Source organism: Pseudomonas cedrina subsp. cedrina, from assembly GCF_001983175.1.
In the GTDB taxonomy this organism is placed as follows: Bacteria; Pseudomonadota; Gammaproteobacteria; order Pseudomonadales; family Pseudomonadaceae; genus Aquipseudomonas; species Aquipseudomonas cedrina.
This window is the reverse complement of the sequence record NZ_MNPW01000004.1, coordinates 158,395-182,796: the sequence shown is the minus strand read 5'-3', so window position 1 is coordinate 182,796 and position 24,402 is coordinate 158,395. Positions and strand designations below refer to the sequence as shown.

The window sequence follows — 24,402 nt, the reverse complement described above, 5'->3', positions numbered from 1 at the left end:
GTTTTCACAATAGTGACCGATCGCTTAAGGCTGGGCGCTTAAGTAGAGGCATTCAGCGCACGGTTAGGTTTTGCCAACAGGGTATGCCGAATTGGCCGAGCAGTTGCGCGGTTTCGCACACTGGCAGGCCGACCACGGCGGAATAACTGCCATTGAGGCCGGCAACAAACACTGAACCCAGTCCTTGAATAGCATAGCCGCCCGCCTTGTCCTGGGGCTCGCCACTGTGCCAGTAGGTTGTCGCTTCCTCGGCAGTAATCCCCCGAAAAAACACACGACTGCTCACGCATCGGGTTTCACAGCGCTGGCCATCCGTGACGGCAATGGCGGTCAGCACCTCATGCTCACGCCCGGCTAACGCCATTAACATCGCCAGGGCATCGGCCTGGTCCACCGGTTTGCCGAGGATCCGGCCATCGACGATCACCGCCGTATCAGCCCCAAGCACACAGGCGCCGACAGTGTGTTCAAGCGCAGCAAAACCTGCCGCAGCCTTGCCGCGCGCCAAGCGCTCGACGTAGGAAACGGCGGATTCGTTTGTAAGAGGGGTTTCATCAATAGCGGCGCTGACCACAGTGAAGGGCACACCGATCTGGGTCAGCAGTTCACGCCGCCTCGGGGAGCCCGAGGCCAGGTATAGCGAATTCATTGCAGACTCTCCCTGTAGGGTTCGATAACCAGGCAGAGCCTCGCAATCCATTCAATTGATCTTATAGCGACGACGTAAACCACGCAGGCCGAAGCTGATCCATGGCCACAGCAAGGCGCTGACCAGGGCCGGCAATACCAGCGCGAGCGTAGGCTGACGATTACCGGTCAACGCGCTCAGCCAGAGCTGAACAAGCTGCGCCAGGCCGAAGATCACCAGGATCACCAGGCACTGCTGCCACATCGGGAACATGCGCAGGCGCTGCTGCAACGACAGCACCAGGAAGGTAATCAGGGTCAGGATCAACGCGTTCTGGCCCAGCAAGGTGCCATACAACACGTCTTGCGCCAAACCCAGGAACATGGCGGTGACCATGCCGACTTTATGCGGCAGGTTCAACGACCAGAAGGCCAGCAGCAAGGCCAGCCAGAGCGGGCGCAGGATTTCCATGAATTGTGGCAGTGGCGAGACGCTGAGCAGCAGGCCGACGGCGAAGGTCAGCCAGACGATCCAGCCATTGCGCGAATGAGTACCGGCCATTATTCCTCCCTCTGCCGCGTGGTTGCCGGGGCGGTCGCTGGGCGCGCGGCCGGGGCGGCAGCAGGCGGTTTAGCCGCCGGCGTGGTGGTGGCAGGCGTCGACGCGGGAGGTTTGGTCGCGGCAGGTTTGACGGGGTGCGCCGCCGGTTTGACGGGCGTCACGGCAGGCGCGCCCACTGCCGGGGTCACCGCAGGTGTGGCCGGTGTTCCCGGGGCAGGCTTGGGTACAGTGGAAGGAATGATCGGCGCAGTGCCGTTCTTCTTGTCTTCCGCTTCCTGGGCCTGGGCGGCGTCGTTGGCGCGCTCTTCCGGGGTGCGGTTGTCGCTGAACACCAGCAGCAGGTAGCGGCTGCGGTTCAAGGCGGCGGTAGGCACGGCGCGCACAATGGCGAACGGCTGACCGGAATCGTGGATCACTTCCTTCACCGTCGCCACCGGGTAGCCCGCCGGGAAACGCTGACCCAGGCCGGAGCTGACCAACAGGTCGCCTTCCTTGATGTCGGCGGTATCGGCCACATGCCGCAATTCCAGGCGCTCTGGGTTGCCGGTGCCGCTGGCAATCGCGCGCAGGCCGTTGCGGTTGACCTGCACCGGAATGCTGTGGGTCGTGTCCGTGAGCAGCAATACCCGCGAGGTGTACGGCATCAGCTCGACCACCTGGCCCATCAGGCCGCGGGCATCGAGCACCGGCTGGCCGAGGACCACACCGTCGCGCTCACCCTTGTTGATGATGATGCGATGGGTAAAGGGGTTCGGGTCCATGCCGATCAACTCGGCCACTTCGACCTTTTCGTTGACCAGCGCGGAAGAATTGAGCAACTCGCGCAGGCGAACGTTCTGCTCGGTGAGGGCCGCGAGCTTTTGCATGCGCCCCTGCAGCAGCAGGTTTTCGGTCTTGAGTTTTTCGTTCTCGGCAACCAGCTCGGTGCGGCTGCCGAATTGGCTGGCCACGCCCTGGTACAGACGTTGCGGCAGGTCGGTGATCCAGTAAGTCTGCATCAGCACCAGCGACATCTGGCTGCGCACCGGCTTGAGCAGCGCAAAGCGGGCATCGACCACCATCAGCGCGACCGAAAGCACGACCAGCACCAACAGGCGCACGCCCAATGAGGGGCCTTTGGCGAAAAGCGGTTTAATAAGCCGCTCCTCCCAGGCAAATGTTCTCTTTATTCATACGGCATCTAACCGGCCCGGATGCAGATTGAAGAAGATAAACGCCAGCAGGCAGCACTGCAAAGTGCTGCCTGCGGGCGAAACATGGGCAAACCCGCAACGACTTATTCGCTGGAGAGCAGGTCCATGGTGTGTTTATCCATCATTTCCAGTGCACGGCCACCGCCACGGGCGACGCAGGTCAGCGGGTCTTCGGCAACGATCACCGGCAGGCCGGTTTCCTGGGCCAGCAGCTTGTCGAGGTCGCGCAGCAAGGCGCCACCACCGGTCAGTACCAGGCCACGTTCGGCGATGTCGGAGGCCAATTCCGGCGGCGATTGCTCCAGGGCGCTCTTCACCGCCTGAACGATGGTGGCCAGCGACTCTTGCAGGGCCTCCAGCACTTCATTGGAGTTCAGGGTGAAGGCACGTGGCACGCCTTCGGCCAGGTTGCGGCCGCGAACATCGACTTCGCGCACTTCGCCGCCCGGGTAGGCGGTACCGATTTCCTGCTTGATGCGCTCGGCGGTGGACTCGCCGATCAGGCTGCCGTAGTTACGACGCACATACGTGATGATCGCTTCGTCGAAGCGGTCGCCGCCCACGCGCACGGATTCGGCATACACCACACCGTTCAGGGAGATCAGGGCGATCTCAGTGGTACCACCACCGATATCCACCACCATCGAACCGCGTGCTTCTTCAACCGGCAGGCCGGCACCGATCGCAGCGGCCATCGGCTCTTCGATCAGGAACACTTCACGGGCACCGGCACCGAGGGCCGATTCGCGGATGGCGCGGCGCTCCACCTGGGTGGACTTGCAGGGAACGCAGATCAGCACACGAGGGCTGGGCTGCAGGAAACTGTTTTCGTGAACCTTGTTGATGAAGTACTGCAGCATCTTCTCGCAGACACTGAAGTCGGCGATCACGCCGTCTTTCATCGGACGAATGGCAGCAATATTGCCTGGTGTACGGCCGAGCATGCGCTTGGCCTCGGTGCCGACGGCAACGACACTTTTCTGATTACCATGGGTCCGAATGGCCACAACCGATGGCTCATTCAGGACGATACCGCGCTCGCGCACGTAAATAAGGGTGTTGGCAGTGCCCAGGTCAATGGAAAGATCGCTGGAAAACATGCCACGCAGTTTCTTGAACATGGGAAAGGGACCCTAGGCAACGCGTGGGTAAAAAAGTGCGGCAAACTCTAACAACGACAGGGATTTTGGGCAAGGCGCCAATGTGCTAAATTGGCCGACTTTCTGTGCACCCAACCCCACAATCGCGGCCGTGAGACCGTAGAAATGCGGTAGTGTTCCGACAATCTAACACACGGATAGCCTCCGTTCTGTTTTCCACTGGAGATTCCCATGACGCTTGAACGCTCCGACGTGGAAAAAATCGCGCATCTGGCCTCGCTTGGCCTCAATGATGCCGATCTTCCACAGACCACCGCAGCCCTGAACAGCATTCTCGGGCTGGTCGACCAGATGCAGGCCGTGAATACCGACGGCATCGAGCCCCTGGCTCACCCGCTGGAAGCCAGCCAGCGCCTGCGCGCAGACGTCGTGACCGAAAGTAATAATCGCGAGGCCTACCAGTCCATCGCGCCAGCGGTCGAAAACGGCCTGTACCTGGTTCCGAAAGTCATCGACTAAAGGGAAAGAGCCTGCAATGCATCACATGACTCTGGCCGAGATCGCCCGCGGTCTCGCCGACAAAAAGTTTTCTTCCGAAGAGCTGACCAAGACCCTGCTTGCGCGCATCGCCGAGCTCGATCCAAAGGTCAACAGCTTCATCAGCCTCACCGAGGAGCTGGCCTTGAGCCAGGCCAAGGCCGCCGACGCACGTCGCGCCAACGGTGAAAATGGCGCACTGCTGGGCGCCCCCATCGCCCACAAAGACCTGTTCTGCACCCAGGGCATTCGCACCAGCTGCGGCTCGAAGATGCTCGACAACTTCAAGGCACCCTACGACGCCACCGTGGTGTCCAAGCTGGCCGCCGCCGGCGCCGTGACCCTGGGCAAGACCAACATGGACGAGTTCGCCATGGGTTCGGCCAACGAGTCGAGCTACTACGGCGCGGTGAAAAACCCGTGGAACCTTGCGCACGTACCCGGCGGCTCGTCCGGTGGATCGGCCGCCGCAGTGGCCGCGCGCTTCCTGCCGGCCGCCACCGCCACGGACACCGGCGGCTCGATCCGCCAGCCTGCCGCGTTCACCAACCTCACCGGATTGAAGCCGACCTACGGTCGCGTTTCCCGCTGGGGCATGATCGCCTACGCCTCCAGCCTCGATCAGGGCGGCCCGCTGGCGCGCACCGCCGAAGACTGCGCGATTTTGTTACAAGGCATGGCGGGTTTCGATAAGCAGGACTCCACCAGCATCGACGAGCCCGTGCCGGACTACAGCGCAGCCCTGAACACCTCGCTCAAGGGCCTGCGCATCGGCGTGCCGAAGGAATATTTCAGCGCCGGTCTCGACCCGCGCATCGCCGAACTGGTGCACAACAGCGTCAAGACGCTGGAAGGCCTCGGTGCCGTGATCAAGGAAATCAGCCTGCCGAACAACCAGCACGCGATTCCCGCTTACTACGTGATCGCGCCGGCGGAAGCCTCTTCCAACCTGTCGCGTTTCGACGGCGTGCGTTTCGGCTATCGCTGTGAAAACCCCAAAGACCTCAACGACCTGTACAAGCGTTCCCGTGGCGAAGGTTTCGGGGCCGAAGTACAACGCCGGATCATGGTCGGTGCCTATGCCCTCTCGGCCGGCTACTACGACGCTTACTACCTCAAGGCGCAGAAGATCCGCCGCCTGATCAAGAACGACTTCATGGCTGCCTTTGAAGAAGTTGACGTGATCCTCGGCCCTACCACGCCGAACCCGGCCTGGAAGATCGGCGCCAAGACCGGCGACCCGATCGCCGAGTACCTGGAAGACCTGTACACCATCACCGCCAACCTCGCGGGCTTGCCGGGCTTGTCCATGCCCGCCGGTTTCGTCGACGGCCTGCCGGTGGGCGTGCAATTACTCGCCCCGTATTTCCAGGAAGGCCGCCTGCTCAATGTGGCGCACCAGTACCAGTTGAACACTGACTGGCACACCCGCATCCCTACCGGCTTCTGAGGAGAACACTATGCAATGGGAAGTTGTGATCGGGCTGGAGATTCATACCCAGCTCGCCACCCAATCGAAGATTTTCTCCGGTAGTTCCACCACGTTCGGCGCAGGCCCCAACACCCAGGCCAGCCTGGTGGACCTGGGCATGCCCGGCGTGCTGCCGGTGCTGAACCAGGAAGCAGTGCGCATGGCGGTGATGTTCGGCCTGGCGATTGACGCCGAGATCGGTCAGCACAACGTGTTCGCGCGCAAGAACTACTTCTACCCGGACCTGCCCAAGGGCTACCAGATCAGCCAGATGGAGCTGCCGATCGTCGGCAAGGGCTACCTGGATATCCCCCTGGAAGACGGCACCATCAAGCGCGTTGGCGTCACCCGCGCGCACCTTGAGGAAGACGCCGGCAAGAGCCTGCACGAAGAATTCCCGGGCGCGACCGGCATCGACCTGAACCGTGCCGGCACGCCGCTGCTGGAGATCGTCTCCGAGCCCGACATGCGCAGCGCCAAGGAAGCCGTGGCCTACGTCAAGACCATCCACGCCCTGGTGCGCTACCTGGGCATCTGCGACGGCAACATGGCCGAAGGTTCGCTGCGTTGCGACTGCAACGTGTCGATTCGCCCCAAGGGCCAGGCCGAATACGGCACGCGCTGCGAGATCAAGAACGTCAACTCGTTCCGCTTCATCGAGAAGGCGATCAACTGCGAAGTGCGTCGCCAGATCGACTTGATCGAAGACGGCGGCAAGGTCATCCAGCAAACCCGCCTGTATGACCCGAACAAAGACGAAACCCGCGCCATGCGCAGCAAGGAGGAAGCCAATGATTACCGTTACTTCCCGGACCCGGACCTGCTCCCGGTGGTGCTGGAGGATTCGTTCCTCAACGACATCCGCGCCACCCTGCCGGAATTGCCGCAACAGAAACGCGAGCGCTTCCAGGCGCAGTTCGGCCTGTCGGTCTACGATGCCAGCGTCCTGGCCTCCAGCCGCGAGCAAGCCAATTACTTCGAAAAGGTCGTGAGCATTGCCGGTGATGCCAAACTGGCGGCCAACTGGGTGATGGTCGAGCTGGGCAGCCTGTTGAACAAGCAGGGCCTGGAAATCGACGAGGCCCCGGTGTCCGCCGAGCAACTGGGCGGCATGCTGCTGCGCATCAAGGACAACACCATCTCCGGCAAAATCGCCAAGACGGTGTTCGAAGCGATGGCCAGCGGCGAAGGCAGCGCGGACGAGATCATCGAAAAGCGCGGCCTCAAGCAAGTCACCGACAGCGGCGCGATCTCGGCCGTACTCGATGAAATGCTCGCGGCCAACGCCGAGCAGGTCGAGCAATACCGCGCGGCGGACGAAGCCAAGCGCGGCAAGATGTTCGGCTTCTTTGTCGGCCAGGCGATGAAGGCCTCCAAGGGCAAGGCCAACCCGCAACAGGTCAACGAATTGCTGAAAAGCAAGCTCGAAGGCTGATAGCAATGAATGGTCCGGGCGGAAATTTCACTTCCCACCCGGATACCCTGTGGGAGCTGGCTTGCCTGCGATTGCATCACCTCGGTGCTCCTGAGACACCGGGTCGTCCGCATCGCAGGCAAGCCAGCTCCCACATTTGTTATGGGGCACCTTGAACATGAAGCATCTACTTGGCCTTTTGGCCCTGTTCGCCCTGCTGACCGGCTGCGCCAGCGGTGTCATCGACCCCAACGGCTACGATGAAACCGGCACCGCCTCCTATTACGGCGCCAGACACCATGGCAAACGTACCGCCAGTGGTGAACCCTTCAACCAGAACGCCTTGACCGCCGCCCATCGGCGCTTGCCCTTTGGCACCCAGGTCAAGGTCACCAACCTGAACAACGACAAATCCGTGGTGGTGCGCATCAATGATCGCGGCCCGCATACCCGTGGGCGCCTGATCGATCTTTCACGCAAGGCCGCCGAGCAGCTGGGTATGATCGGCAGCGGTACGGCACGCGTGCGCGTACAAGCCATGAGTAACTGACAATGGAGCCCTGGCCATTTTCGGACTGACCGCCCTCTCCCCCTGGAGCCTGCTGGAACTGGCCGGCGGCCTTTTGCTGCTGATCGTCGGCGCCGAAATCCTGGTGCGCGCCGCCGTGCGTCTGGCCGCGAGCCTCAAGGTGCGGCCGCTGATCATCGGGCTGACGATCGTCGCCTTCGGCAGCAGCGCCCCGCAGATGACTGTCAGCCTGCAGGCCACCCTGGCCGGCAATACCGATATCGCCGTGGGCAGCGTGATCGGCAGCAGCATCTTCAACATCCTGGTAACGCTGGGCCTGTCGGCGTTGATCATTCCGCTGCGGGTCTCGCGGCAACTGGTGCGCCTGGATATTCCGGTGATGATCCTCGCCGGGTTGCTGGTGTTCATTCTTGCCGCCAATGAAGAGCTCACCCCGGTCGACGGCCTGTTGCTGCTGGTTGCCTTGGTCGCCTACCTCGGCGTGCTGCACTACCAGACTCGCCATTCCCGGCGCCCACGCACGCTGGACACGGTGGCCCGGGCGCCCTGGTTGAGCAGCGTGCTGCTGATGCTCGGCGGGTTGCTGATCCTGGTGCTGGCCGGGCATTTGCTGCTGGGCGCGGCGGTCGATGTGGCGAGCGATCTGGGCCTGTCGGAGCGCGTGATCGGCCTGACGCTGATCGGCGTCGGCACGTCGCTGCCGTGCCTCGCCACGTCGTTGATCGCCGCCCTGCGCGGCCAGCGGGAAATTGCCGTGGGCAACGTGATCGGCAGCAACCTGTTCAACCTGCTTGGCGTATTGGGACTGACCGCGCTGCTTGCGCCCTCGCCACTCTCGGTCTCGCCCAACGCGCTGGATTTCGACCTGCCGGTGATGCTTGGCGTGGTACTGCTGTGCCTGCCGGTGTTCTACACCGGCTACCGCATGACCCGCGCCGAAGGCCTGGTGCTGCTGGGCCTGTATCTGGCGTACGGGCTGCACGTGATGGCTTTCACCACCGGCATGCCGCTGGCCAACAAGCTTGAACAGCTGATGCTGTATTACGTACTGCCAGTGCTGGTGGCTTTCCTGTTGTTCAGCACGCTGCGAGCCTGGCGCCGTCAACACAAGAGGGAATCGCAATGACCGATCAGAAAAAGCCCGGGGTTGAAATGCGTCGCCAAGTCATGGGCGATGTGTTCGTCGACCGCGCCCTGGGCAATGCCACCGAATTCACCCAGCCGCTGCAGGATTTCGTCAATGAGCATGCCTGGGGCAGCGTATGGAACCGCGAAGGCTTGCCGCTGAAGACCCGCAGCCTGATCACCCTCGCCGCCCTGACCGCGCTCAAGTGCCCGCAGGAGCTGAAGGGGCACGTGCGCGGCGCGTTGAACAATGGATGTACGGTGGAGGAGATTCGCGAAGCACTGCTGCATTGCGCGGTATATGCGGGCGTGCCGGCGGCGATTGATGCGTTTCGGGCGGCGCAGGAAGTGATTGAGGCGTATCAGGCAGAACTGCAGTGACTGTCAGGTAGCTATCGCAGGCAAGCCAGCTCCCACACTTGAATGTGTTCACAACTCTGAATGTGGGAGCTGGCTTGCCTGCGATTGGCCCTTGAGGGCGCTGAAAATCTCAGATCCAGCCACCGGCCTGCAACACGAAGATCCCAATATTGGTGGTCACCGCCGCCATCAGCGTGGTGATCACAATAATCGCCGCCGCCAGCTCATGATTCCCTTCGGCCGCCCTGGCCATCACAAAGCTGGCTGCGGCCGTCGGCGCACCGAAATATAGGAACAGAATCCCCAGCTCCGGCCCACGGAACCCTAGCAGCCAAGCGCCCACCGTGGCGACCACCGGCAACCAGACCATCTTCATCAGGCTCGCGCTCAGCGCCATCTTGCCGCTCTTGCGTAGCGCCGCCAGGGACAACGTGCCGCCAATACAGATCAATGCCAGCGGCAAGGTGGTGTCGGCGAGGTACTGCATGGATTTTTCCAGCCAGCCCGGCAGGCCGATCTGAAAATAGGCGAACGGCGCCGCCAGAAACACGCTGATGATCAGCGGATTGGCCACCACACTCTTGAAGATGCTCCACGGATCGGACTTGATCACCGGGCTGTACACCGCCAGCACGATAGTCGATAGCGTGTTGTAGAACAGAATCACCAGCGCCGCGAGGATCGCGCCGAGGGAAATACCGTAGTCGCCATACATGCTGGCAGCCAGTGCAAGGCCGATCACGCCATTATTGCCGCGAAACGCGCCCTGGGTGTAGATGCCCCGGTCTTCGCGCTTGCAGCGAAAAATCGCCCAGCCCCAGGCCAGGGCAAAACTCACCAGCGTGGCGATGGAAAAGTAGATCAGCAGGCCCGGCTTGAGCGCCGAATGCAGGTCGGCATGCAGGATGCCCAAAAACAGCAACGCCGGCATGGTGACGTTGAACACCAGGGACGATGCCGTATGAATGAAGTTGTCGTTGATCCAGTTGATGCGCTTGAGCAGCACACCGAGGAACAGCATCGCGAACACCGGCGCGGTGATGGTGAGCGTCGTAAGGAAAATGGCGAGCATGCTGTATCAGCCTTGAGTCCTGTTATCAGGGAGCCGTAATAATAGAGCACTGGGGTGCGCGGCTGACATTTCATTTAACAATAGGTCTGCAAATAAAAACCAAAACAGGGAACTGGATTCATTTGTAGGATGTAACTCAGGGTTCTTGGCTAAGCTCAGCCCATCCCACAAAACTCTACACGAGCTCCTACACACCGATAAGAATCTACGCCTCTGTTTCATCGACATCCCCCCTGAAAATCCCCCCTGTAACATTTTAATAATCCAGCAGCGAACCATCATGTGTTCGAAACACAAGGGGTGACTATGCGTAGATCCTTCAGTCAATTGCACAACGTGCATATCAGGAGCTGGGACGATCAGGACATTGAGGGCTACACCGATCTGCTCGGTGACCCTGAAACGATGAAGTTCATTTCGGCAGGCACTACGCGGGGAAGGGAAGCCGCCGCCAATGAGATTTCAATATTCACAAAAGAGCTTACCGAACAGAACTGGTCACGCTGGGCTGTGAGCCTGGGTCTGGAAGGACCATTCATTGGTTATGCAGGATTTGCAAAAAAAGACTATGGCGTCAACTTCGGCAACCGCTTCCTGAAAAAGTACTGGGGCACACCCTACCCCTTTATTGCGATTCACTTGGCACTCGAATACGGTTTTCAATACTTGGGGTTTGAGCAGATCTACACACTTACCAATATCAATCACTACCGTGCGCTGGAAATGAACAGAGCATTTCTGCATATGCCAGAGGTCGCGGGAGAAGTGATTGATACCGCTTACGGTCCCCACCTGAAAATTGATCTTACACGTGAGCGATTCCAGGAAATAACGCCTGCGAATCTTGAACGCATCACACGGTTCTCGCGCCGAATGAAAAAACCTGAACACGCCAAGTCAGCTTAACGAAAACCATCACTGAGTATTCGGTCCCTTGAAAACCCAACCGGCTCCAGATCGCCCCTTGCAGTCCGTAGCGGACCTATGTAGTCGAGAAACGTGGACTTACCCCAGTTTCCTCAGGAAACTTTACATGCCCTTCGGCTATACCCTGGCCGTCCTTCGCATCTTCCTGATAGTTGTGCTGAGCCTTATCGCCTGGCCGCTTCCACTTTCCGTCAAGCGCGTCATGTACCGAGGTATTCTCTGGATAATAGGCCTCAGGATCAGATGCGCACTTACAACGCGACAAATCGCAACACTTACCGATGGTTGTGTGGTGGCCGCCAATCACGTAAGCGTTATTGATCCGTTCGCCATACTGGCAATGCCTGGCGCAACACTTGTGGCCTCCAGCGGCTACAACAAGGTTATCAGCCTCACTGCATTCCTTTTGATCAAATGCGCGGGCGGTCACTTCTGGAACGGTGCAGATAAGAAGACGTTTTCGCTCAATCTTCGTAACCTGCGAACCAGCCGCCAAGGCACCGCCCTTTACACCAATCCCGAAGCAACTATTAACAATGGCCGTGGTTTGTATCGCTTCCGCCCCGGGCTGCTGAGCCGCGGATTGCCTGTGGTACCACTGGCTGGACGCCTGATTCTCCCCTTTGGCCTGGTCGCAAGCCCCCTTCACGCCTCAGGGCTGGCGTGCTTCCTGCGCCTGCTGGCCATGCCTTGGATGATCGCCGAAATGACCTATCTGGAGCAGGTCGAACGCAAGGAAGACCAAAGCGGCCAAGCATTTTCCGACCTGATACAAGCACGCATCGCCGAACACCTGGGCATCGCTGCAACGCGGTGGACACGAGAAGACAAACACCACTACCGCCGAATAGATGCGCAGGCACACCGATGACAACGCCCCGCGATACGCACGTCATTTTCGACTTCGACCAGACCCTGGTAAACCACGAAAGCACGCTGGAGATCGTCAAGTCGGCCATTGGTGAACGTCCGAATGCCCAGCCAATGCTGGAGCAACTGCAACTCATCACGGCCAAGGCTTTTTCGGGCAAGGCCAGCCTCTGGGAAATACTGTCTGTGATGAAGATGATCCCGTATATCCGCAAACATCATATTCAGCGTTACGTCGACACGATCATTGGCAGCCTCGACCCCTCCCTGGAGCAGACAATGCACAACCTGCAACGAGAGGGCACGCACCTTTACATCCTCTCGGGAGGCTACGCAGAGTGCATCGCCCCCATTGCTCGCTCACTGAATATCGAAGCCCAAAATGTCATCGCCAACCGTCTTTTCTGGGCCGGTTCGCGAGCAATGTGCCCCAGGCCGTCGCCGCTGATAAACCCCGGCAGAGGCAAGAGCAGAATCGTGCAGCAGTGGCGCAAGGAAGGTCGGCTGACGGGTCGAGCCCTGATAGTCGGAGATGCCAGCTCCGACTATCAGGTGTATGCCAACGGTTGGGTGGACGGTTTTGTTTGTGCTGACTATTACACGAAGCAACCAATGCCCGAGATGTCCGGGCATATCCTTCGAGCTGACACTCCCAGGCAGGTTCACGCTCACATCCAGACATTGATGAACGAGCGTTCCTGGCGTGACGACAGGCCTAGGTGATTGGCGCGGGGTTGAACAAGGTGATGTCGTTATGCAGCTTGTGATGCTCCGCCCACGTCTGCTTCCTGCCGCTGGCTACGTCCAGGTAGAAGTGGAACAACTCCCAGCCCAGTTCCTCGATGCTCGCACGCCCGGTGGCGATGCGCCCGGCGTCGATATCGATGAGGTCCGGCCAGCGTTGCGCCAGTTCAGTGCGCGTCGACACCTTCACCACTGGCGCCATCGCCAGCCCGTACGGCGTGCCACGCCCGGTGGTGAACACATGCAAGTTCATCCCCGCCGCCAGTTGCAAGGTGCCGCACACAAAGTCACTGGCCGGTGTCGCGCAGAAAATCAGGCCCTTGCCCTTGAAGCGCTCGCCGGGGCCCAGTACGCCGTTGATCGCGCTGCTGCCGGACTTGACGATGGAGCCCAGGGACTTCTCGACGATGTTCGACAACCCGCCCTTCTTGTTGCCCGGCGTGGTGTTGGCGCTGCGATCGGCCTCGCCCTTGGCCAGGTAACGGTCGTACCAGTCCATTTCCCGCACCAACTCTTCGGCAACTTCCTTCGTCTCTGCGCGAGAAGTCAGCAAGTAGATGGCGTCACGCACTTCGGTGACTTCGGAGAACATCACCGTCGCCCCGGCTCGCAGCAGCAAGTCCGAGGCATAACCCAGCGCCGGGTTGGCGGTGATGCCGGAGAACGCATCACTGCCGCCGCACTGCATGCCAAGGATCAGCTCGGACGCCGGCACGGTCTCGCGGCGGCGCTGATCGAGCTTCTTCAAGCGCACCTCGGCCAGTTCCATGATCTGCTCGATCATTTCGGTAAAGCCGTGGCTGGAGTCCTGCAACCGGTACAACCACGGCTCGCTCAGGTCGACCGAGTTGTCGTTGTCATGCATCACCTGCCCGGCCTGCAATTTCTCGCAGCCCAGGCTGATCACCAGCGCTTCGCCGCCCAGGTTCGGGTTGCGAGCCAGGTTGCGCACGGTGCGGATCGGGATGTAGGCATCCGTCGCAGTGATCGCGACCCCGCAACCGTAGCTGTGGGTCAACGCCACCACGTCATCGACGTGCGGGTATTTGGGCAGCAACTCGTCCTTGATGCGCTTGACCGCATGGTCGAGCACGCCGGTCACACACTGCACCGTGGTGGTGATGCCGAGGATATTGCGCGTGCCAACCGTGCCGTCGGCATTACGGTAACCCTCGAACGTGAACCCTTCCAGCGGCGCCTGGGCCTGCGGCACTTCGGTGGACAGCGGCAAGCTGTCCAGCGGCGGCGCGGTGGGCATGCGCAACTGGTCTTCCTGTACCCAACTGCCGCGCGGAATCGGCGCCAGGGCATAACCGATGGTCTGGCCGTAGCGAATAATCTCACCACCCTCGGGGATATCTTCCAGGGTCACCTTATGACTCTGGGGGATGAAATCCACGGTCACCAGGCCGTCCGGGAACTCGGTCCCGGCCGGCACGCCCTGGTCATTGACCACGATCACCACATTGTCGCGCTCGTGCAAACGAATCGAGCGCGGCGAGTCGGCATGTTCAATCAACTGCATCACGGTGCCTCTCAGGAATGCGCTTCGGTTAGGTTGCTCAACTCTGGCCCCTTGCTTGGCGGCTCTTTGAGTACTACACGCTTGATCGGGCCGACGATGACCAGGTAGCTGAACACCGCCACCAGCGCGTTGGCGCCGACGAATACCAAGGCCCACTTGAACGAGCCGGTGGTGCTGATGATGTAGCCGATCACGATTGGCGTGGTGATCGAAGCCAGGTTACCGAAGGTGTTGAACAGGCCGCCACTGAGACCGGCGATTTGTTTTGGCGACGTGTCGGACACCACCGCCCAACCCAGTGCGCCAACGCCTTTGCCGAAGAAGGCCAACGCCATGAAGCCCACTACCATCCATTCAACGTCGACGTAGTTACACGCAATAATGCTGCTGGAAACCAGCAGGCCAGCGATGATCGGCGCCTTGCGCGCGAAGGTCAGCGAATGCCCCTTGCGCAGCAGATAGTCGGAGATCACACCGCCGAGCACCCCGCCGATAAAGCCGCAGATCGCCGGCAGCGAAGCGATGAAGCCGGCCTTGAGGATGGTCATGCCACGGTCCTGCACCAGGTACACCGGGAACCAGGTCAGGAAGAAATACGTGATGCCGTTGATGCAGTACTGGCCCAGGTAAACGCCGAGCATCATGCGGTTGGTCAGCAACTGACGGATGTAATCCCACTTCGGACCGTCGGTTTTCTTATCCTTGCCCTTGTCCTGGTCCATGTCGACCATCGCGCCATTGGCGGCGATGTGATTGAACTCGGCCTCGTTGATCATCGGATGCTGGCGCGGGCTGTGGATCACTTTCAGCCAGATCAGCGAAAACACGATACCGATCACGCCCATCACGATAAACACGTGCTGCCAGCCGAAGCGGTAGACGATCCAGCCCATCAACGGTGCGAACAACACGGTGGCGAAGTACTGCGCCGAGTTGAAGATCGCCGATGCCGTGCCGCGCTCGGCGGTAGGAAACCAGGCCGCCACGATGCGTGCGTTACCTGGGAAGGAAGGCGCTTCGGCCAGGCCCACCATGAAGCGCAGCATGAACAGCGCAACCACGGCGGTGGAGATACCGAATTCACCCACATAGCCTTGCAGCACGGTGAACAGGGACCAGGTGAAGATGCTCAGGGCATAGACTTTTTTCGAGCCGAAGCGGTCCAGCAGCCAGCCACCGGGAATTTGCCCGGCCACGTAGGCCCAACCGAATGCGGAGAAGATATAACCGAGGGTGACCGCGTCGATGCCGAGGTCTTTTTGCAGGCTGGAGCCCGCGATGGCGATAGTAGCCCGGTCGGCGTAGTTGATCGTGGTCACCAGAAAAAGCATGAGCAGGATCAAATAGCGGACATGGGTCGGCTTGGTCGCTTGCATGTAGAAGTACTCCCACTAATTATTTTTTTTGCGGGTAATGTTTATGTCTTGCTGGGTGCCCCCCCCTGTAGGAGCGAGCTTGCTCGCGAAAAACTCACAAGCACTGCGGGCATCCTGAATGCTCGCGTAATCGTTGACGTTCTTCGCGAGCAAGCTCGCTCCTACAGTGAAACGGGTACTACGAGCCGATGTAGCTGGTCTTCACCACGGTATAGAACTCTTGCGCATAGCGACCTTGCTCACGCGAGCCGTAGGAGGAGCCCTTGCGGCCACCGAACGGCACGTGATAATCCACGCCGGCGGTGGGCAGGTTGACCATCACCATCCCGGCCTGGGAGTGGCGCTTGAAGTGGTTGGCGTACTTGAGCGACGTGGTGGCGATACCCGCCGACAAGCCGAACTCGGTGTCATTGGCCATGGCCAGCGCCGCCTCGTAGTCCGCCACGCGCACGACGTTGGCCACCGGGCCGAAGATTTCTTCGCGGCTGATGCGCATCTCGGCTTCGCTGTCGGCAAACAGCGTCGGCGCCAGGTAGTAGCCCTCGGTGTCGCACGTCACCAGGCCGCCACCGCTGACCAGCCGCGCGCCTTCGCCTTGGCCGATCTCGATGTACTTCATGTCCTGGTCCAACTGGGCCTGGGAAACCACCGGGCCGATGTCGGTGCCGCTTTTGAGCGCGTGGCCGACCTTGATCGACTTCATGCGCTCAGCCATGGCCGCGACAAACTGGTCGTGGATACCGGCGGTGACGATCAGGCGGCTGGAGGCGGTGCAACGCTGGCCGGTGGAGTAGAACGCGCTCTGTACGGACAGCTCGACAGCCTGCTTGAGGTCGGCGTCGTCGAGGATGATCTGCGGATTCTTGCCGCCCATCTCCAACTGCACTTTGGCCTGGCGCGACACGCAGCTGACGGCGATCTGGCGACCGACACCGACGGAACCGGTAAAGCTGATGCCATCGACCTTCGGGCTGTTGACCAGCACATCGCCGACCACGCGACCGCTGCCCATCACCAGGTTGAACACACCGGCCGGGAAGCCGGCGCGGGAAATGATTTCCGCCAGGGCCCAGGCGCAGCCAGGCACCAGTTCAGCCGGCTTGATCACCACACAGTTGCCGTAGGCCAGGGCCGGGGCGATCTTCCACGCGGGAATGGCGATAGGGAAGTTCCACGGGGTGATCAAACCGACCACGCCCAGGGCTTCACGGGTGACTTCGACGTTGACGCCCGGACGTACCGACGGCACATAGTCGCCCGACAGGCGCAGGCATTCACCGGCGAAGAACTTGAAGATGTTACCGGCGCGGGTCACTTCGCCGATGGCTTCGGGCAGGGTCTTGCCTTCTTCACGGGCCAGCAGGGTGCCGAGTTCTTCGCGGCGCGCGAGGATTTCACTGCCGACTTTATCCAAGGCATCGTGACGCGCCTGGATCCCGGAGGTGGACCAGGCCGGGAATGCGGCACGCGCAGCGTCGATGGCAGCATTGACCTGAGCAACATCCGCCTTGGCGTACTCGCCAATGACATCGGACAACTCCGACGGGTTGAGGTTGACGCAGTAGTCGGCACCGGCCACCCATTGGCCGTTGATGTAGTTTTCAAAACGTTGGGCTTGGGACACGAATCTTCTCCTGACGCAAAAGGCCGCTGATTGCTCAGCGGCCTTATAGATAGTTATTGCGGGCCTTGCTTGTCGATCAGCGCGGCCAGGGCTTCGTATTCTTCCGGCAGCAGGTCGGTCAGCGGCGTACGCACGGGGCCGGCGTCATAACCTGCGATTTTCGCACCGGCTTTGACGATGCTCACGGCGTACCCGGCCTTGCGGTTACGAATGTCCAGGTACGGCAGGAAGAAGTCATCGATGATCTTGCCGACGGTGGCGTGATCTTCGCGAGCGATCGCGTGGTAGAAGTCCATCGCGGTTTTCGGGATGAAGTTGAACACCGCCGAGGAATACACCGGCACGCCCAAGGCCTTGTAGGCAGCGGCGTAAACCTCTGCGGTCGGCAGGCCGCCAAGGTAGCTGAAACGGTCGCCGAGGCGACGGCGGATCGACACCATCAACTCGATATCACCCAGGCCATCCTTGTAGCCGATCAGGTTCGGGCAGCGCTCGGCCAGGCGTTCCAGCAGCGGCGCGGTCAGGCGGCAAACGTTGCGGTTGTAGACCACAACGCCGATCTTGACCGACTTGCACACGGCTTCAACATGGGCGGCAACGCCGTCCTGGCTGGCTTCGGTCAGGTAGTGCGGCAGCAACAGCAGGCCCTTGGCACCGAGGCGCTCGGCTTCCTGGGCATACTCGATAGCCTGGCGGGTCGCACCGCCCACGCCGGCCAGGATCGGCACGCTGGTGGCGCAGGTATCGACGGCGGTTTTCACCACCTGGGAGTATTCGCTGGCGGCGAGGGAGAAAAACTCACCGGTGCCGCCGGCAGCGAACAAGGCGGTGGCGCCATACGGGGCCAGCCATTCCAGGCGCTTGATGTAGCCCGCCTGGTGAAAATCACCTTGGGCATTGAAATCGGTCACGGGGAAAGACAGCAGACCGTGGGAAAGGATGGACTTCAGTTCTTGTGGATTCATTATTCGAACACCCTGGGTAAAGACTTTCTGTCGAAAGGTTATTGTTGGTTTGATGATGTCGTACGTCATCGTACAACTATAAAAAGATTCGTCAACTGCAAATCGTCAGTCTTCACTTTTGGGGGGTGTTGAGTCGTGTCTGTATGAGCCTGGAAATCCGTCGGGAGAACGAGCGGGAACATGCGGACCTGTTAAGCCGTTCGTCAGGACTGTGAATTCTGACAGTATCGCCACATTTGCGGCCGACCTAACGTGACTGGGCCCGCACTAGGCGTGCGGGTACTTACTCACATTTCTTCCTGCTCAATGAGGTTAAATCATGGCGACTAAAATCGCGGCCAAATTCAAAAGCCCCAACAAGAACAGCACCTCAAACGTCGACATCAGCGAGCTGCCCAATAAAGGCGACCACATCAACCAAGATGGGCATCTTTTTGTCGTCACGAAAAAAACGTTTTACTCAGAGAACGATGTGGTCACCGGTGTTGAGTTCGAACTGGATCCAGCCTGACAAGCTTTTCTAGGAGCGCTGCGCCTCCGCCTCTTCATGGGCATGGCGCAGCCTCTCCCGACTATTTGTCAAATGCAGCCGCATCGCCGCCCGCGCCGCATCCGAATCTTGGCGCGCAATCGCCTCATAAATTTCTTCGTGCTCGCGGCTCAGGCGCCCCATGTAGTGCTGCTGGTCATCATGGGCCAGGCGCGCCGAATTCAGGCGGGTGCGCGGAATAATGCTGGTGCCCAGATGGGTCATGATGTCGGTGAAGTAGCGGTTGCCGGTGGACAGTGCAATTTCCAGGTGGAACGCAAAGTCGGAGGCCACCGCATCGCCTGCGTGCGCCGCGCTTTCATTCAGGGCATCGAGTGCTGCACGCATGGCGGCCAGTTGTTCGTCACTGCGGCGCAAGGCGGCCAAACCGGCGGACTCCACTTCCAGGCTGATCCGCAATTCCAGAATCGCCAGCACATCCCGCAAGGTCACCACCGTGGCCGGATCGATGCGGAAACCGCTTGGGCTTGGCGTATCCAGCACAAAGGTGCCGATACCGTGCCGCGTCTCCACCTGCCCCGCCGCCTGCAAGCGTGAGATGGCTTCACGCACCACGGTTCGGCTGACCCCATGGGCCTCCATGATCGCCGACTCGGTGGGCAGTTTGTCGCCACGCTTGAGCTGGCCGTCGCGGATCTGTTCGGACAACACCGTGACCAATTCCTGGGCAAGGCTGCGGCGCTTGCGGGGAAGACGAGGGGCGGTGGCGGCGTTATCCATGGTGATCCATTTTTCTCGGCGAACTTGAGCACGCATCATAGCCCATGGCTGTTGTACGATCACCGTCCAGGCACGACTTTCATGCATATCCTGCGCGCAAAAAAATACCCCGACACAGGTCGAGGCATTTTTTTGGCCCGCTCCGAGGAGAACGCCGGTTATTTCACCACTTTCAGGCTCGGCCGGCCGCTGGGACGCGGTGGCTCGGAGTCCGGCGGCGGCAGATCGTCGCCGTCTGTACTTTCGACCGTTTCGTCATCCTCGAAAGGTGACTCCAGATCGAACACCATGCCCTGGCCGTTTTCCCGGGCGTAAATGCCGAGGATAGCGCCAATTGGCACGTACAGGGTGTGCGGCACACCGCCGAAACGCCCTTCGAAGCTTACCGCTTCGTTGTCCATGTGCAGGTGGCGCACGGCGCTGGGCGATACGTTCAATACAATCTGCCCGTCACTGGCAAAACCCTGCGGTACCTGAACCGCAGGAAATTCGGAATTGACCAGCATGTGCGGGGTGCAATCGTTGTCCACAATCCACTCATAGAGCGCGCGGACCAGGTAAGGTCGACTGGAGTTCATCAGCGGCTCCTTAAGCCTTAGCGCATATCGCGTTCGACGCCAGACAGACTCGCCTGGAAAGCCTCACGCGCAAACTGGCGCTCCATGTAATCAAGCAGCGGCTTGGCCGGCCGCGGCAGTTCAATACCCAGAATCGGCAAGCGCCAGAGTATCGGTAATAGGCAGCAATCCACCAAGCTTTGTTCCTCACTGAGGAAAAAAGGTTTATCGGCGAACAACGGCGAAACGCCGGTCAGGCTTTCGCGCAATTCCTTACGCGCCTGCACCCGTGCGGCTTCTTTGCTGCGCGTATCCAGAATCAAATCCACCAACCCGCACCAGTCACGCTGGATCCGATGGATCAGCAGGCGGCTGTTGGCGCGTGCCACCGGGTACACCGGCAGCAAAGGCGGATGCGGGTAACGCTCATCCAGATATTCCATCACCACGGTTGACTCCCACAACGCCAGGTCACGATCGACCAGGGTGGGCAAGCTGCCGTAAGGGTTCACTTCGATCAGCTTCGGCGGGTGACGACCCACCTCCACACTGATGATCTCGGCGCTGACACCCTTCTCTGCGAGCACGATGCGTACTCGGTGGGAATAGTGGTCGGCGGGGTCGGAGTAACAGGCCAACCGGTTGGTCACGCCCATGGCGGTCCTCCTCGCTTGTTGAAATTATCGAAAGCTCAAAAACGAGCGCGCCCAGAGAGCACCTCTGCAGCATCCGGTACAACCAGATCGCTACGTATTCAGAGATGCCGCTGGGCGCGCAAGATTAACAGCAATTGCTTACGGTTGGATCAATGCACATCCTTCCAGTATTCGCGTTTGAGCAAGTAGGCGAATACGAAGAAGAAGGCCAGGTACAACAACACATAGGTACCGATGCGCTGGTGCTGCAGTTTGACCGGGTTGGCCGAGTAGGCCAGGAAGGTCACGAGGTTCTTGACCTTCGCGTCGAACTGCTCGTCTGTCAACGAACCTGGGGTTTCTATCTTCAGTTGATCGCACGCTTCATGGGTCAAAGGCGTGCCGGTCAGCGGATCGTATTGCTTCTTGCCGTCTTCAACGACCTGGATCTGCTTACATCCTACCACTTGCTTGCCTTGCAGGCCGACCAGAACGTTAGGCATGCCGACATTCGGGAACACGCGGTTGTTCACGCCATAGGGGCGCGCCGGGTCTTCGTAGAAGGATTTCAGGTAGCCATAGAGCCAGTCGGTGCCGCGCACACGCGCCACCAGGGTCAAGTCCGGCGGTGCCGCGCCGAACCAGGTCTTGGCGTCGGCAGGCTTCATGCCGATGTTCATGTGGTCGCCGATCTTGGCGCCGGTGAATACCAGTTTCTCCAGCATCATTTCATGCGGGATGCCGAGGTCGTCGGCCACACGCTCGTAACGCTGGAACTTGGCGCTATGGCAGCCCATGCAATAGTTGGCAAAGGTGCGTGCACCGTCCTGCATGGCGGCTTTGTCCGACACGTCGATATCGACTTTTTCCAGCTCCGCGCCGTGCTCGGCAGCGAAAGACAGCAGCGGCAGCGCCGCAAGCATCAATGCAACGAATAACTTTTTCATCAGCCAGTCACCCTTTCCGGAACCGGTTTGGTCTTCTCGAGCCGGGTGTAGAACGGCATCAGAATGAAGTAGGCGAAGTACAGGAAGGTGCAGACCTGCGACAGCAATGTCCGCTCAGGGGTCGGCGCCAGTACGCCCAGCACGCCCAGGATCACGAACGCAATGCAGAACACCCACAGCCAGATCTTGCTCAGCCAGCCTTTGTAGCGCATGGACTTGACCGGGCTGCGGTCGAGCCAAGGCAACACGAACAGCACCGCAATGGCCGCGCCCATGGCGATTACGCCCATGAGCTTGTCGGGAATCGCCCGCAAGATCGCGTAGAACGGCGTGAAGTACCAGACCGGTGCGATGTGCTCGGGTGTCTTGAAGGCGTTGGCCTGTTCGAAGTTGGGCTTCTCCAGGAAATAACCGCCCATCTCCGGGAAAAAGAACACGATCGAGCAGAACACGAACAGGAACACCACTACGCCGACGATGTCTTTGACGGTGTAGTAAGGGTGGAAGGGAATGCCATCCAGCGGGATGCCGTTTTCGTCCTTATGCTTCTTGATGTCCACGCCATCCGGGTTGTTGGAACCCACTTCGTGCAGCGCCAGGATGTGCAACACCACCAGGCCCAGAATCACGATGGGCAAGGCCACCACGTGCAAGGCGAAGAAGCGGTTCAGGGTGATGCCCGAGATCAGGTAGTCACCCCGGATCCACTGGGTCAGGTCATTGCCGATCACCGGGATCGCACCGAACAGCGAGATGATCACCTGGGCGCCCCAGTAGGACATCTGGCCCCATGGCAGCAGGTAACCCATGAAGGCTTCGGCCATCAGCGCCAGATAGATCAGCATGCCGAAGACCCATACCAGTTCGCGGGGCTTCTGGTACGAGCCGTAGAGCAAGCCACGGAACATGTGCAGGTAGACGACGATAAAGAACGCCGACGCGCCCGTGGAGTGCAGCAGGCGCAGGATCGAGCCGTACTCGACGTCACGCATGATGTACTCGACGGAAGCAAACGCCTCTTCCGCCGAAGGGGTGTAGCTCATCGTCAGCCAGACACCGGTAACGATCTGGTTGACCAGCACCAGCAGTGCCAGGGAGCCGAAGAAGTAGAAGAAGTTGAAGTTTTTTGGAGCGTAATATTTGCTGAGATGGTCTTCCCACATTTTAGTGGCGGGGAAGCGCGCATCCACCCAATCCATGAACTTGCTCATCACGCGTTCTCCTTGTCGAGACCAATGACAATGATCTCGTCAGATTCGTAGTTGTGCGGAGGAACCGGCAAGTTCAAAGGCGCAGGCTGGGACTTGTAGACGCGGCCGGCGAGGTCGTAGTGGGAGCCGTGGCAAGGGCAGAAATAGCCGCCGACCCAATCCTTGCCCAAATCCACAGGGGCCACTTCCGGGCGGAAAGTAGGCGAGCAACCCAGGTGAGTGCAGAGACCGACCAGCAGCAGGATCTCCGGCTTGATCGAACGTGCTTCGTTCTTGGCGTAGGCGGGTTGGTCGGATTTCTCGGATGTGGGGTCAGACAACTGGCCCTCGATCTTCTTGAGATTCCCCAGGATTTCCTCGGTACGACGAACAATGAACACCGGCTGGCCGCGCCATTCAGCAATCATCTGCTGGCCTGGCTCGATCTTGCTGACATTCACCTTCACCGGTGCACCTGCGGCTTTCGCCTTGGCACTGGGAAACCATGACCCCACGAACGGGACCGCAGCCCCCACCGCTCCTGCAGCACCCACCACGGATGTGGCTGCTACCAAGAAGCGACGCCGGCCTGCATTCACGCCGTCATTGCTCATTCAGTCCTCTCCCATCAGCTTTTTGGCCTGTTAAATCAGGCGTCTACTAAGTATTGAATCTTTGCTTATAAAAATTTTGCCGAATGGTAATGAAAAGCCCCACGTATGACAAGGGAATTGCCCGGCGCTCAGCCCCCAGGCCTTGTAGTATAGGGGGTCTACGGATGTGGCAAGTTGTCACGGCGATTTTTATGCATAAATCGCAGGCAATAAAAAACGCCCAGCTCCATGAGGAGGCTGGGCGTTTTTGTGGAACGTAAAGCGAATTAACGCTTCGAGTACTGCGGACGCTTACGCGCTTTACGCAGACCGACTTTCTTACGTTCAACTTCACGGGCATCACGAGTCACGAAGCCAGCTTTGCGCAGAGCGCCACGCAGGGTTTCGTCGTACTGCATCAGCGCGCGAGTGATACCGTGGCGGATTGCGCCAGCTTGACCACTTACACCGCCACCGATAACAGTGACGTAGATGTCGAACTTTTCAACCGTCTCGGTCAGTTCCAGCGGCTGACGAACTACCATGCGGGCAGTTTCGCGGCCGAAGAAGTTGTCCAGAGTGCGGTTGTTGATCGAGATGTTACCAGTGCCCGGACGCAGGAAAACGCGTGCGGTTGCGGTTTTGCGACGGCCAGTGCCGTAATTTTGAGTCGCCGACATAATGAACTATTCCGTTAAAACTTCAGTTCTTGGGGCTGCTGAGCAGCATGAGGGTGTACAGCGCCCGCATAGACTTTCAGCTTGCGAAACATATCGCGACCCAGTGGGCCCTTAGGCAGCATGCCTTTGACCGCGATTTCGATCGGGGCTTCAGGCTTCTTGGAGATCAGGCCTTCAAAGTTGGAAGACTTGATACCGCCTGGGAAACCGGAGTGACGGTAGTACATTTTGTCTTGCGCTTTGTTGCCGGTAACACGTACCTGCTCAGCGTTGATGATCACGATGTAGTCACCGGTGTCAACGTGAGGGGTGTACTCAGGCTTGTGCTTGCCACGCAGACGGCTGGCGACTTCAGTGGCCAGACGACCCAGGGTCTGACCAGCGGCGTCGACGACAAACCAGTCGCGCTGAACTGTTTCCGGTTTTGCAGTAAAAGTTGTCATTCTTTAATAGCCTCAGGGGCCGCCCTGTAAATTAGACGGCGGATCTTACTGAATAGTGCTTACTTT

27 protein-coding genes are annotated in these 24,402 nt (G+C 59.8%); 10 read left to right on the top strand and 17 right to left on the bottom strand.

The window, feature by feature from the left end; translation table 11 throughout:
• Window positions 1-52 precede the first annotated feature (52 nt).
• The 4 genes from BLL36_RS09370 to mreB form a co-directional block, all read right to left on the bottom strand.
• Window positions 53-649, bottom strand: a complete 597-nt coding sequence (locus BLL36_RS09370; protein ID WP_076951165.1) for a Maf family protein — start codon at window positions 647-649, stop codon at window positions 53-55.
• Between the two features lie 51 nt (window positions 650-700).
• Window positions 701-1,189 (bottom strand): rod shape-determining protein MreD, encoded by a 489-nt coding sequence (mreD, locus tag BLL36_RS09365; RefSeq protein WP_076951164.1) that lies wholly within the window; start codon window positions 1,187-1,189, stop codon window positions 701-703.
• Window positions 1,189-2,325: a rod shape-determining protein MreC gene (gene mreC, locus BLL36_RS09360; RefSeq protein ID WP_076951163.1), complete on the bottom strand. Its 1,137-nt coding sequence runs from the start codon at window positions 2,323-2,325 to the stop codon at window positions 1,189-1,191. Before mreC ends, mreD begins: the two co-directional genes overlap by 1 nt.
• 140 nt (window positions 2,326-2,465) lie before the next feature.
• Window positions 2,466-3,503 (bottom strand): rod shape-determining protein MreB, encoded by a 1,038-nt coding sequence (gene mreB / locus BLL36_RS09355; protein WP_002555108.1) that lies wholly within the window; start codon window positions 3,501-3,503, stop codon window positions 2,466-2,468.
• 210 nt (window positions 3,504-3,713) lie between these two features.
• Between mreB and gatC the strand changes: the two genes are divergently transcribed.
• The 6 genes from gatC to BLL36_RS09320 all read left to right on the top strand — a co-directional run bounded on the left by gatC (window position 3,714) and on the right by BLL36_RS09320 (window position 8,939).
• A complete protein-coding gene (gatC, locus tag BLL36_RS09350; RefSeq protein ID WP_010213142.1) occupies window positions 3,714-4,001 on the top strand; it encodes an Asp-tRNA(Asn)/Glu-tRNA(Gln) amidotransferase subunit GatC in 288 nt (95 codons plus the stop codon).
• A 16-nt stretch (window positions 4,002-4,017) separates the two neighbouring features.
• Entirely contained in the window at window positions 4,018-5,469 is a 1,452-nt protein-coding gene (gene gatA / locus BLL36_RS09345; RefSeq protein ID WP_076951162.1) for an Asp-tRNA(Asn)/Glu-tRNA(Gln) amidotransferase subunit GatA, read from the top strand.
• Between the two features lie 10 nt (window positions 5,470-5,479).
• Window positions 5,480-6,925, top strand: a complete 1,446-nt coding sequence (gene gatB / locus BLL36_RS09340; RefSeq protein ID WP_076951161.1) for an Asp-tRNA(Asn)/Glu-tRNA(Gln) amidotransferase subunit GatB — start codon at window positions 5,480-5,482, stop codon at window positions 6,923-6,925.
• 157 nt (window positions 6,926-7,082) lie between these two features.
• Window positions 7,083-7,454 carry a septal ring lytic transglycosylase RlpA family protein gene (locus BLL36_RS09330; protein ID WP_076951160.1) on the top strand — a complete coding sequence of 124 codons (372 nt, stop codon included), beginning with the start codon at window positions 7,083-7,085 and terminating at the stop codon, window positions 7,452-7,454.
• Between the two features lie 58 nt (window positions 7,455-7,512).
• Window positions 7,513-8,559, top strand: coding sequence for a calcium/sodium antiporter (locus BLL36_RS09325; protein ID WP_197678474.1), 1,047 nt, complete (start codon window positions 7,513-7,515; stop codon window positions 8,557-8,559).
• Window positions 8,556-8,939, top strand: coding sequence for a carboxymuconolactone decarboxylase family protein (locus tag BLL36_RS09320; RefSeq protein ID WP_076951158.1), 384 nt, complete (start codon window positions 8,556-8,558; stop codon window positions 8,937-8,939). The genes BLL36_RS09325 and BLL36_RS09320 overlap by 4 nt, the downstream gene beginning before the upstream one ends.
• Before the next feature lie 109 nt (window positions 8,940-9,048).
• Here BLL36_RS09320 and BLL36_RS09315 read toward each other — a convergent pair whose 3' ends face one another.
• Complete coding sequence (locus BLL36_RS09315) at window positions 9,049-9,990, bottom strand: AEC family transporter (protein WP_076951157.1); 942 nt, start codon at window positions 9,988-9,990, stop codon at window positions 9,049-9,051.
• A 306-nt stretch (window positions 9,991-10,296) separates the two neighbouring features.
• On the opposite strand from BLL36_RS09315, the gene BLL36_RS09310 reads away from it, so the two are divergent.
• The 3 genes from BLL36_RS09310 to BLL36_RS09300 all read left to right on the top strand — a co-directional run bounded on the left by BLL36_RS09310 (window position 10,297) and on the right by BLL36_RS09300 (window position 12,510).
• Window positions 10,297-10,896 (top strand): GNAT family N-acetyltransferase, encoded by a 600-nt coding sequence (locus tag BLL36_RS09310; RefSeq protein ID WP_076951156.1) that lies wholly within the window; start codon window positions 10,297-10,299, stop codon window positions 10,894-10,896.
• A gap of 127 nt (window positions 10,897-11,023) precedes the next feature.
• Window positions 11,024-11,788, top strand: coding sequence for a 1-acyl-sn-glycerol-3-phosphate acyltransferase (locus BLL36_RS09305; RefSeq protein ID WP_076951155.1), 765 nt, complete (start codon window positions 11,024-11,026; stop codon window positions 11,786-11,788).
• A complete protein-coding gene (locus BLL36_RS09300) occupies window positions 11,785-12,510 on the top strand; it encodes an HAD-IB family phosphatase (RefSeq protein WP_076951154.1) in 726 nt (241 codons plus the stop codon). Before BLL36_RS09305 ends, BLL36_RS09300 begins: the two co-directional genes overlap by 4 nt.
• Here BLL36_RS09300 and garD read toward each other — a convergent pair.
• The 4 genes from garD to kdgD form a co-directional block, all read right to left on the bottom strand.
• Entirely contained in the window at window positions 12,503-14,056 is a 1,554-nt protein-coding gene (gene garD / locus BLL36_RS09295; RefSeq protein WP_076951153.1) for a galactarate dehydratase, read from the bottom strand. The genes BLL36_RS09300 and garD overlap by 8 nt on opposite strands.
• Before the next feature lie 11 nt (window positions 14,057-14,067).
• The gene (locus BLL36_RS09290; RefSeq protein WP_076951152.1) at window positions 14,068-15,432 is read right to left on the bottom strand and encodes an MFS transporter; all 1,365 of its coding nucleotides are present in this window, start codon (window positions 15,430-15,432) and stop codon (window positions 14,068-14,070) included.
• Between the two features lie 178 nt (window positions 15,433-15,610).
• A complete protein-coding gene (locus BLL36_RS09285) occupies window positions 15,611-17,056 on the bottom strand; it encodes an aldehyde dehydrogenase family protein (RefSeq protein WP_076951151.1) in 1,446 nt (481 codons plus the stop codon).
• 53 nt (window positions 17,057-17,109) lie between these two features.
• Window positions 17,110-18,021 carry a 5-dehydro-4-deoxyglucarate dehydratase gene (gene kdgD / locus BLL36_RS09280; protein WP_076951150.1) on the bottom strand — a complete coding sequence of 304 codons (912 nt, stop codon included), beginning with the start codon at window positions 18,019-18,021 and terminating at the stop codon, window positions 17,110-17,112.
• 319 nt (window positions 18,022-18,340) lie between these two features.
• Here kdgD and BLL36_RS09275 point away from each other — a divergent pair, with 319 nt between their 5' ends.
• Window positions 18,341-18,532, top strand: coding sequence for a hypothetical protein (locus BLL36_RS09275; RefSeq protein WP_076951149.1), 192 nt, complete (start codon window positions 18,341-18,343; stop codon window positions 18,530-18,532).
• 9 nt (window positions 18,533-18,541) lie between these two features.
• Here BLL36_RS09275 and BLL36_RS09270 read toward each other — a convergent pair whose 3' ends face one another.
• From BLL36_RS09270 to rplM, 8 genes are all read right to left on the bottom strand, one after another.
• Window positions 18,542-19,291: a FadR/GntR family transcriptional regulator gene (locus BLL36_RS09270; protein ID WP_076951457.1), complete on the bottom strand. Its 750-nt coding sequence runs from the start codon at window positions 19,289-19,291 to the stop codon at window positions 18,542-18,544.
• 158 nt (window positions 19,292-19,449) lie between these two features.
• The gene (locus tag BLL36_RS09265; protein WP_076951148.1) at window positions 19,450-19,869 is read right to left on the bottom strand and encodes a ClpXP protease specificity-enhancing factor; all 420 of its coding nucleotides are present in this window, start codon (window positions 19,867-19,869) and stop codon (window positions 19,450-19,452) included.
• Between the two features lie 17 nt (window positions 19,870-19,886).
• Window positions 19,887-20,504, bottom strand: coding sequence for a glutathione S-transferase N-terminal domain-containing protein (locus BLL36_RS09260; protein WP_027604841.1), 618 nt, complete (start codon window positions 20,502-20,504; stop codon window positions 19,887-19,889).
• 149 nt (window positions 20,505-20,653) lie between these two features.
• Window positions 20,654-21,430 (bottom strand): cytochrome c1, encoded by a 777-nt coding sequence (locus BLL36_RS09255; protein ID WP_076951147.1) that lies wholly within the window; start codon window positions 21,428-21,430, stop codon window positions 20,654-20,656.
• Window positions 21,430-22,641 carry a cytochrome b gene (locus tag BLL36_RS09250; protein WP_003171746.1) on the bottom strand — a complete coding sequence of 404 codons (1,212 nt, stop codon included), beginning with the start codon at window positions 22,639-22,641 and terminating at the stop codon, window positions 21,430-21,432. Before BLL36_RS09250 ends, BLL36_RS09255 begins: the two co-directional genes overlap by 1 nt.
• Window positions 22,641-23,234 carry a ubiquinol-cytochrome c reductase iron-sulfur subunit gene (gene petA, locus BLL36_RS09245; protein WP_076951146.1) on the bottom strand — a complete coding sequence of 198 codons (594 nt, stop codon included), beginning with the start codon at window positions 23,232-23,234 and terminating at the stop codon, window positions 22,641-22,643. The genes BLL36_RS09250 and petA overlap by 1 nt, the downstream gene beginning before the upstream one ends.
• A 266-nt stretch (window positions 23,235-23,500) precedes the next feature.
• Window positions 23,501-23,893, bottom strand: a complete 393-nt coding sequence (gene rpsI / locus BLL36_RS09240) for a 30S ribosomal protein S9 (RefSeq protein WP_003171743.1) — start codon at window positions 23,891-23,893, stop codon at window positions 23,501-23,503.
• 14 nt (window positions 23,894-23,907) lie between these two features.
• Entirely contained in the window at window positions 23,908-24,336 is a 429-nt protein-coding gene (gene rplM, locus BLL36_RS09235) for a 50S ribosomal protein L13 (RefSeq protein WP_003171742.1), read from the bottom strand.
• Window positions 24,337-24,402: the final 66 nt, after the last annotated feature.

What these genes read in the sequence shown, in the direction of transcription:
- BLL36_RS09275 (WP_076951149.1), top strand. Translation starts at nt 18,341, where the DNA reads ATGGCGACTAAAATCGCGGCCAAATTCAAAAGCCCCAACAAGAACAGC.
- petA (WP_076951146.1), bottom strand. Translation starts at nt 23,234, where the DNA reads ATGAGCAATGACGGCGTGAATGCAGGCCGGCGTCGCTTCTTGGTAGCA.
- gatC (WP_010213142.1), top strand. Translation starts at nt 3,714, where the DNA reads ATGACGCTTGAACGCTCCGACGTGGAAAAAATCGCGCATCTGGCCTCG.
- BLL36_RS09315 (WP_076951157.1), bottom strand. Translation starts at nt 9,990, where the DNA reads ATGCTCGCCATTTTCCTTACGACGCTCACCATCACCGCGCCGGTGTTC.
- BLL36_RS09255 (WP_076951147.1), bottom strand. Translation starts at nt 21,430, where the DNA reads ATGAAAAAGTTATTCGTTGCATTGATGCTTGCGGCGCTGCCGCTGCTG.
- rplM (WP_003171742.1), bottom strand. Translation starts at nt 24,336, where the DNA reads ATGACAACTTTTACTGCAAAACCGGAAACAGTTCAGCGCGACTGGTTT.
- mreB (WP_002555108.1), bottom strand. Translation starts at nt 3,503, where the DNA reads ATGTTCAAGAAACTGCGTGGCATGTTTTCCAGCGATCTTTCCATTGAC.
- BLL36_RS09290 (WP_076951152.1), bottom strand. Translation starts at nt 15,432, where the DNA reads ATGCAAGCGACCAAGCCGACCCATGTCCGCTATTTGATCCTGCTCATG.
- BLL36_RS09300 (WP_076951154.1), top strand. Translation starts at nt 11,785, where the DNA reads ATGACAACGCCCCGCGATACGCACGTCATTTTCGACTTCGACCAGACC.
- BLL36_RS09265 (WP_076951148.1), bottom strand. Translation starts at nt 19,869, where the DNA reads ATGAACTCCAGTCGACCTTACCTGGTCCGCGCGCTCTATGAGTGGATT.
- BLL36_RS09260 (WP_027604841.1), bottom strand. Translation starts at nt 20,504, where the DNA reads ATGGGCGTGACCAACCGGTTGGCCTGTTACTCCGACCCCGCCGACCAC.
- rpsI (WP_003171743.1), bottom strand. Translation starts at nt 23,893, where the DNA reads ATGTCGGCGACTCAAAATTACGGCACTGGCCGTCGCAAAACCGCAACC.
- BLL36_RS09310 (WP_076951156.1), top strand. Translation starts at nt 10,297, where the DNA reads ATGCGTAGATCCTTCAGTCAATTGCACAACGTGCATATCAGGAGCTGG.
- gatA (WP_076951162.1), top strand. Translation starts at nt 4,018, where the DNA reads ATGCATCACATGACTCTGGCCGAGATCGCCCGCGGTCTCGCCGACAAA.
- BLL36_RS09305 (WP_076951155.1), top strand. Translation starts at nt 11,024, where the DNA reads ATGCCCTTCGGCTATACCCTGGCCGTCCTTCGCATCTTCCTGATAGTT.
- BLL36_RS09250 (WP_003171746.1), bottom strand. Translation starts at nt 22,641, where the DNA reads ATGAGCAAGTTCATGGATTGGGTGGATGCGCGCTTCCCCGCCACTAAA.
- BLL36_RS09320 (WP_076951158.1), top strand. Translation starts at nt 8,556, where the DNA reads ATGACCGATCAGAAAAAGCCCGGGGTTGAAATGCGTCGCCAAGTCATG.
- kdgD (WP_076951150.1), bottom strand. Translation starts at nt 18,021, where the DNA reads ATGAATCCACAAGAACTGAAGTCCATCCTTTCCCACGGTCTGCTGTCT.
- gatB (WP_076951161.1), top strand. Translation starts at nt 5,480, where the DNA reads ATGCAATGGGAAGTTGTGATCGGGCTGGAGATTCATACCCAGCTCGCC.
- garD (WP_076951153.1), bottom strand. Translation starts at nt 14,056, where the DNA reads ATGCAGTTGATTGAACATGCCGACTCGCCGCGCTCGATTCGTTTGCAC.
- BLL36_RS09370 (WP_076951165.1), bottom strand. Translation starts at nt 649, where the DNA reads ATGAATTCGCTATACCTGGCCTCGGGCTCCCCGAGGCGGCGTGAACTG.
- BLL36_RS09270 (WP_076951457.1), bottom strand. Translation starts at nt 19,291, where the DNA reads ATGGATAACGCCGCCACCGCCCCTCGTCTTCCCCGCAAGCGCCGCAGC.
- BLL36_RS09330 (WP_076951160.1), top strand. Translation starts at nt 7,083, where the DNA reads ATGAAGCATCTACTTGGCCTTTTGGCCCTGTTCGCCCTGCTGACCGGC.
- mreD (WP_076951164.1), bottom strand. Translation starts at nt 1,189, where the DNA reads ATGGCCGGTACTCATTCGCGCAATGGCTGGATCGTCTGGCTGACCTTC.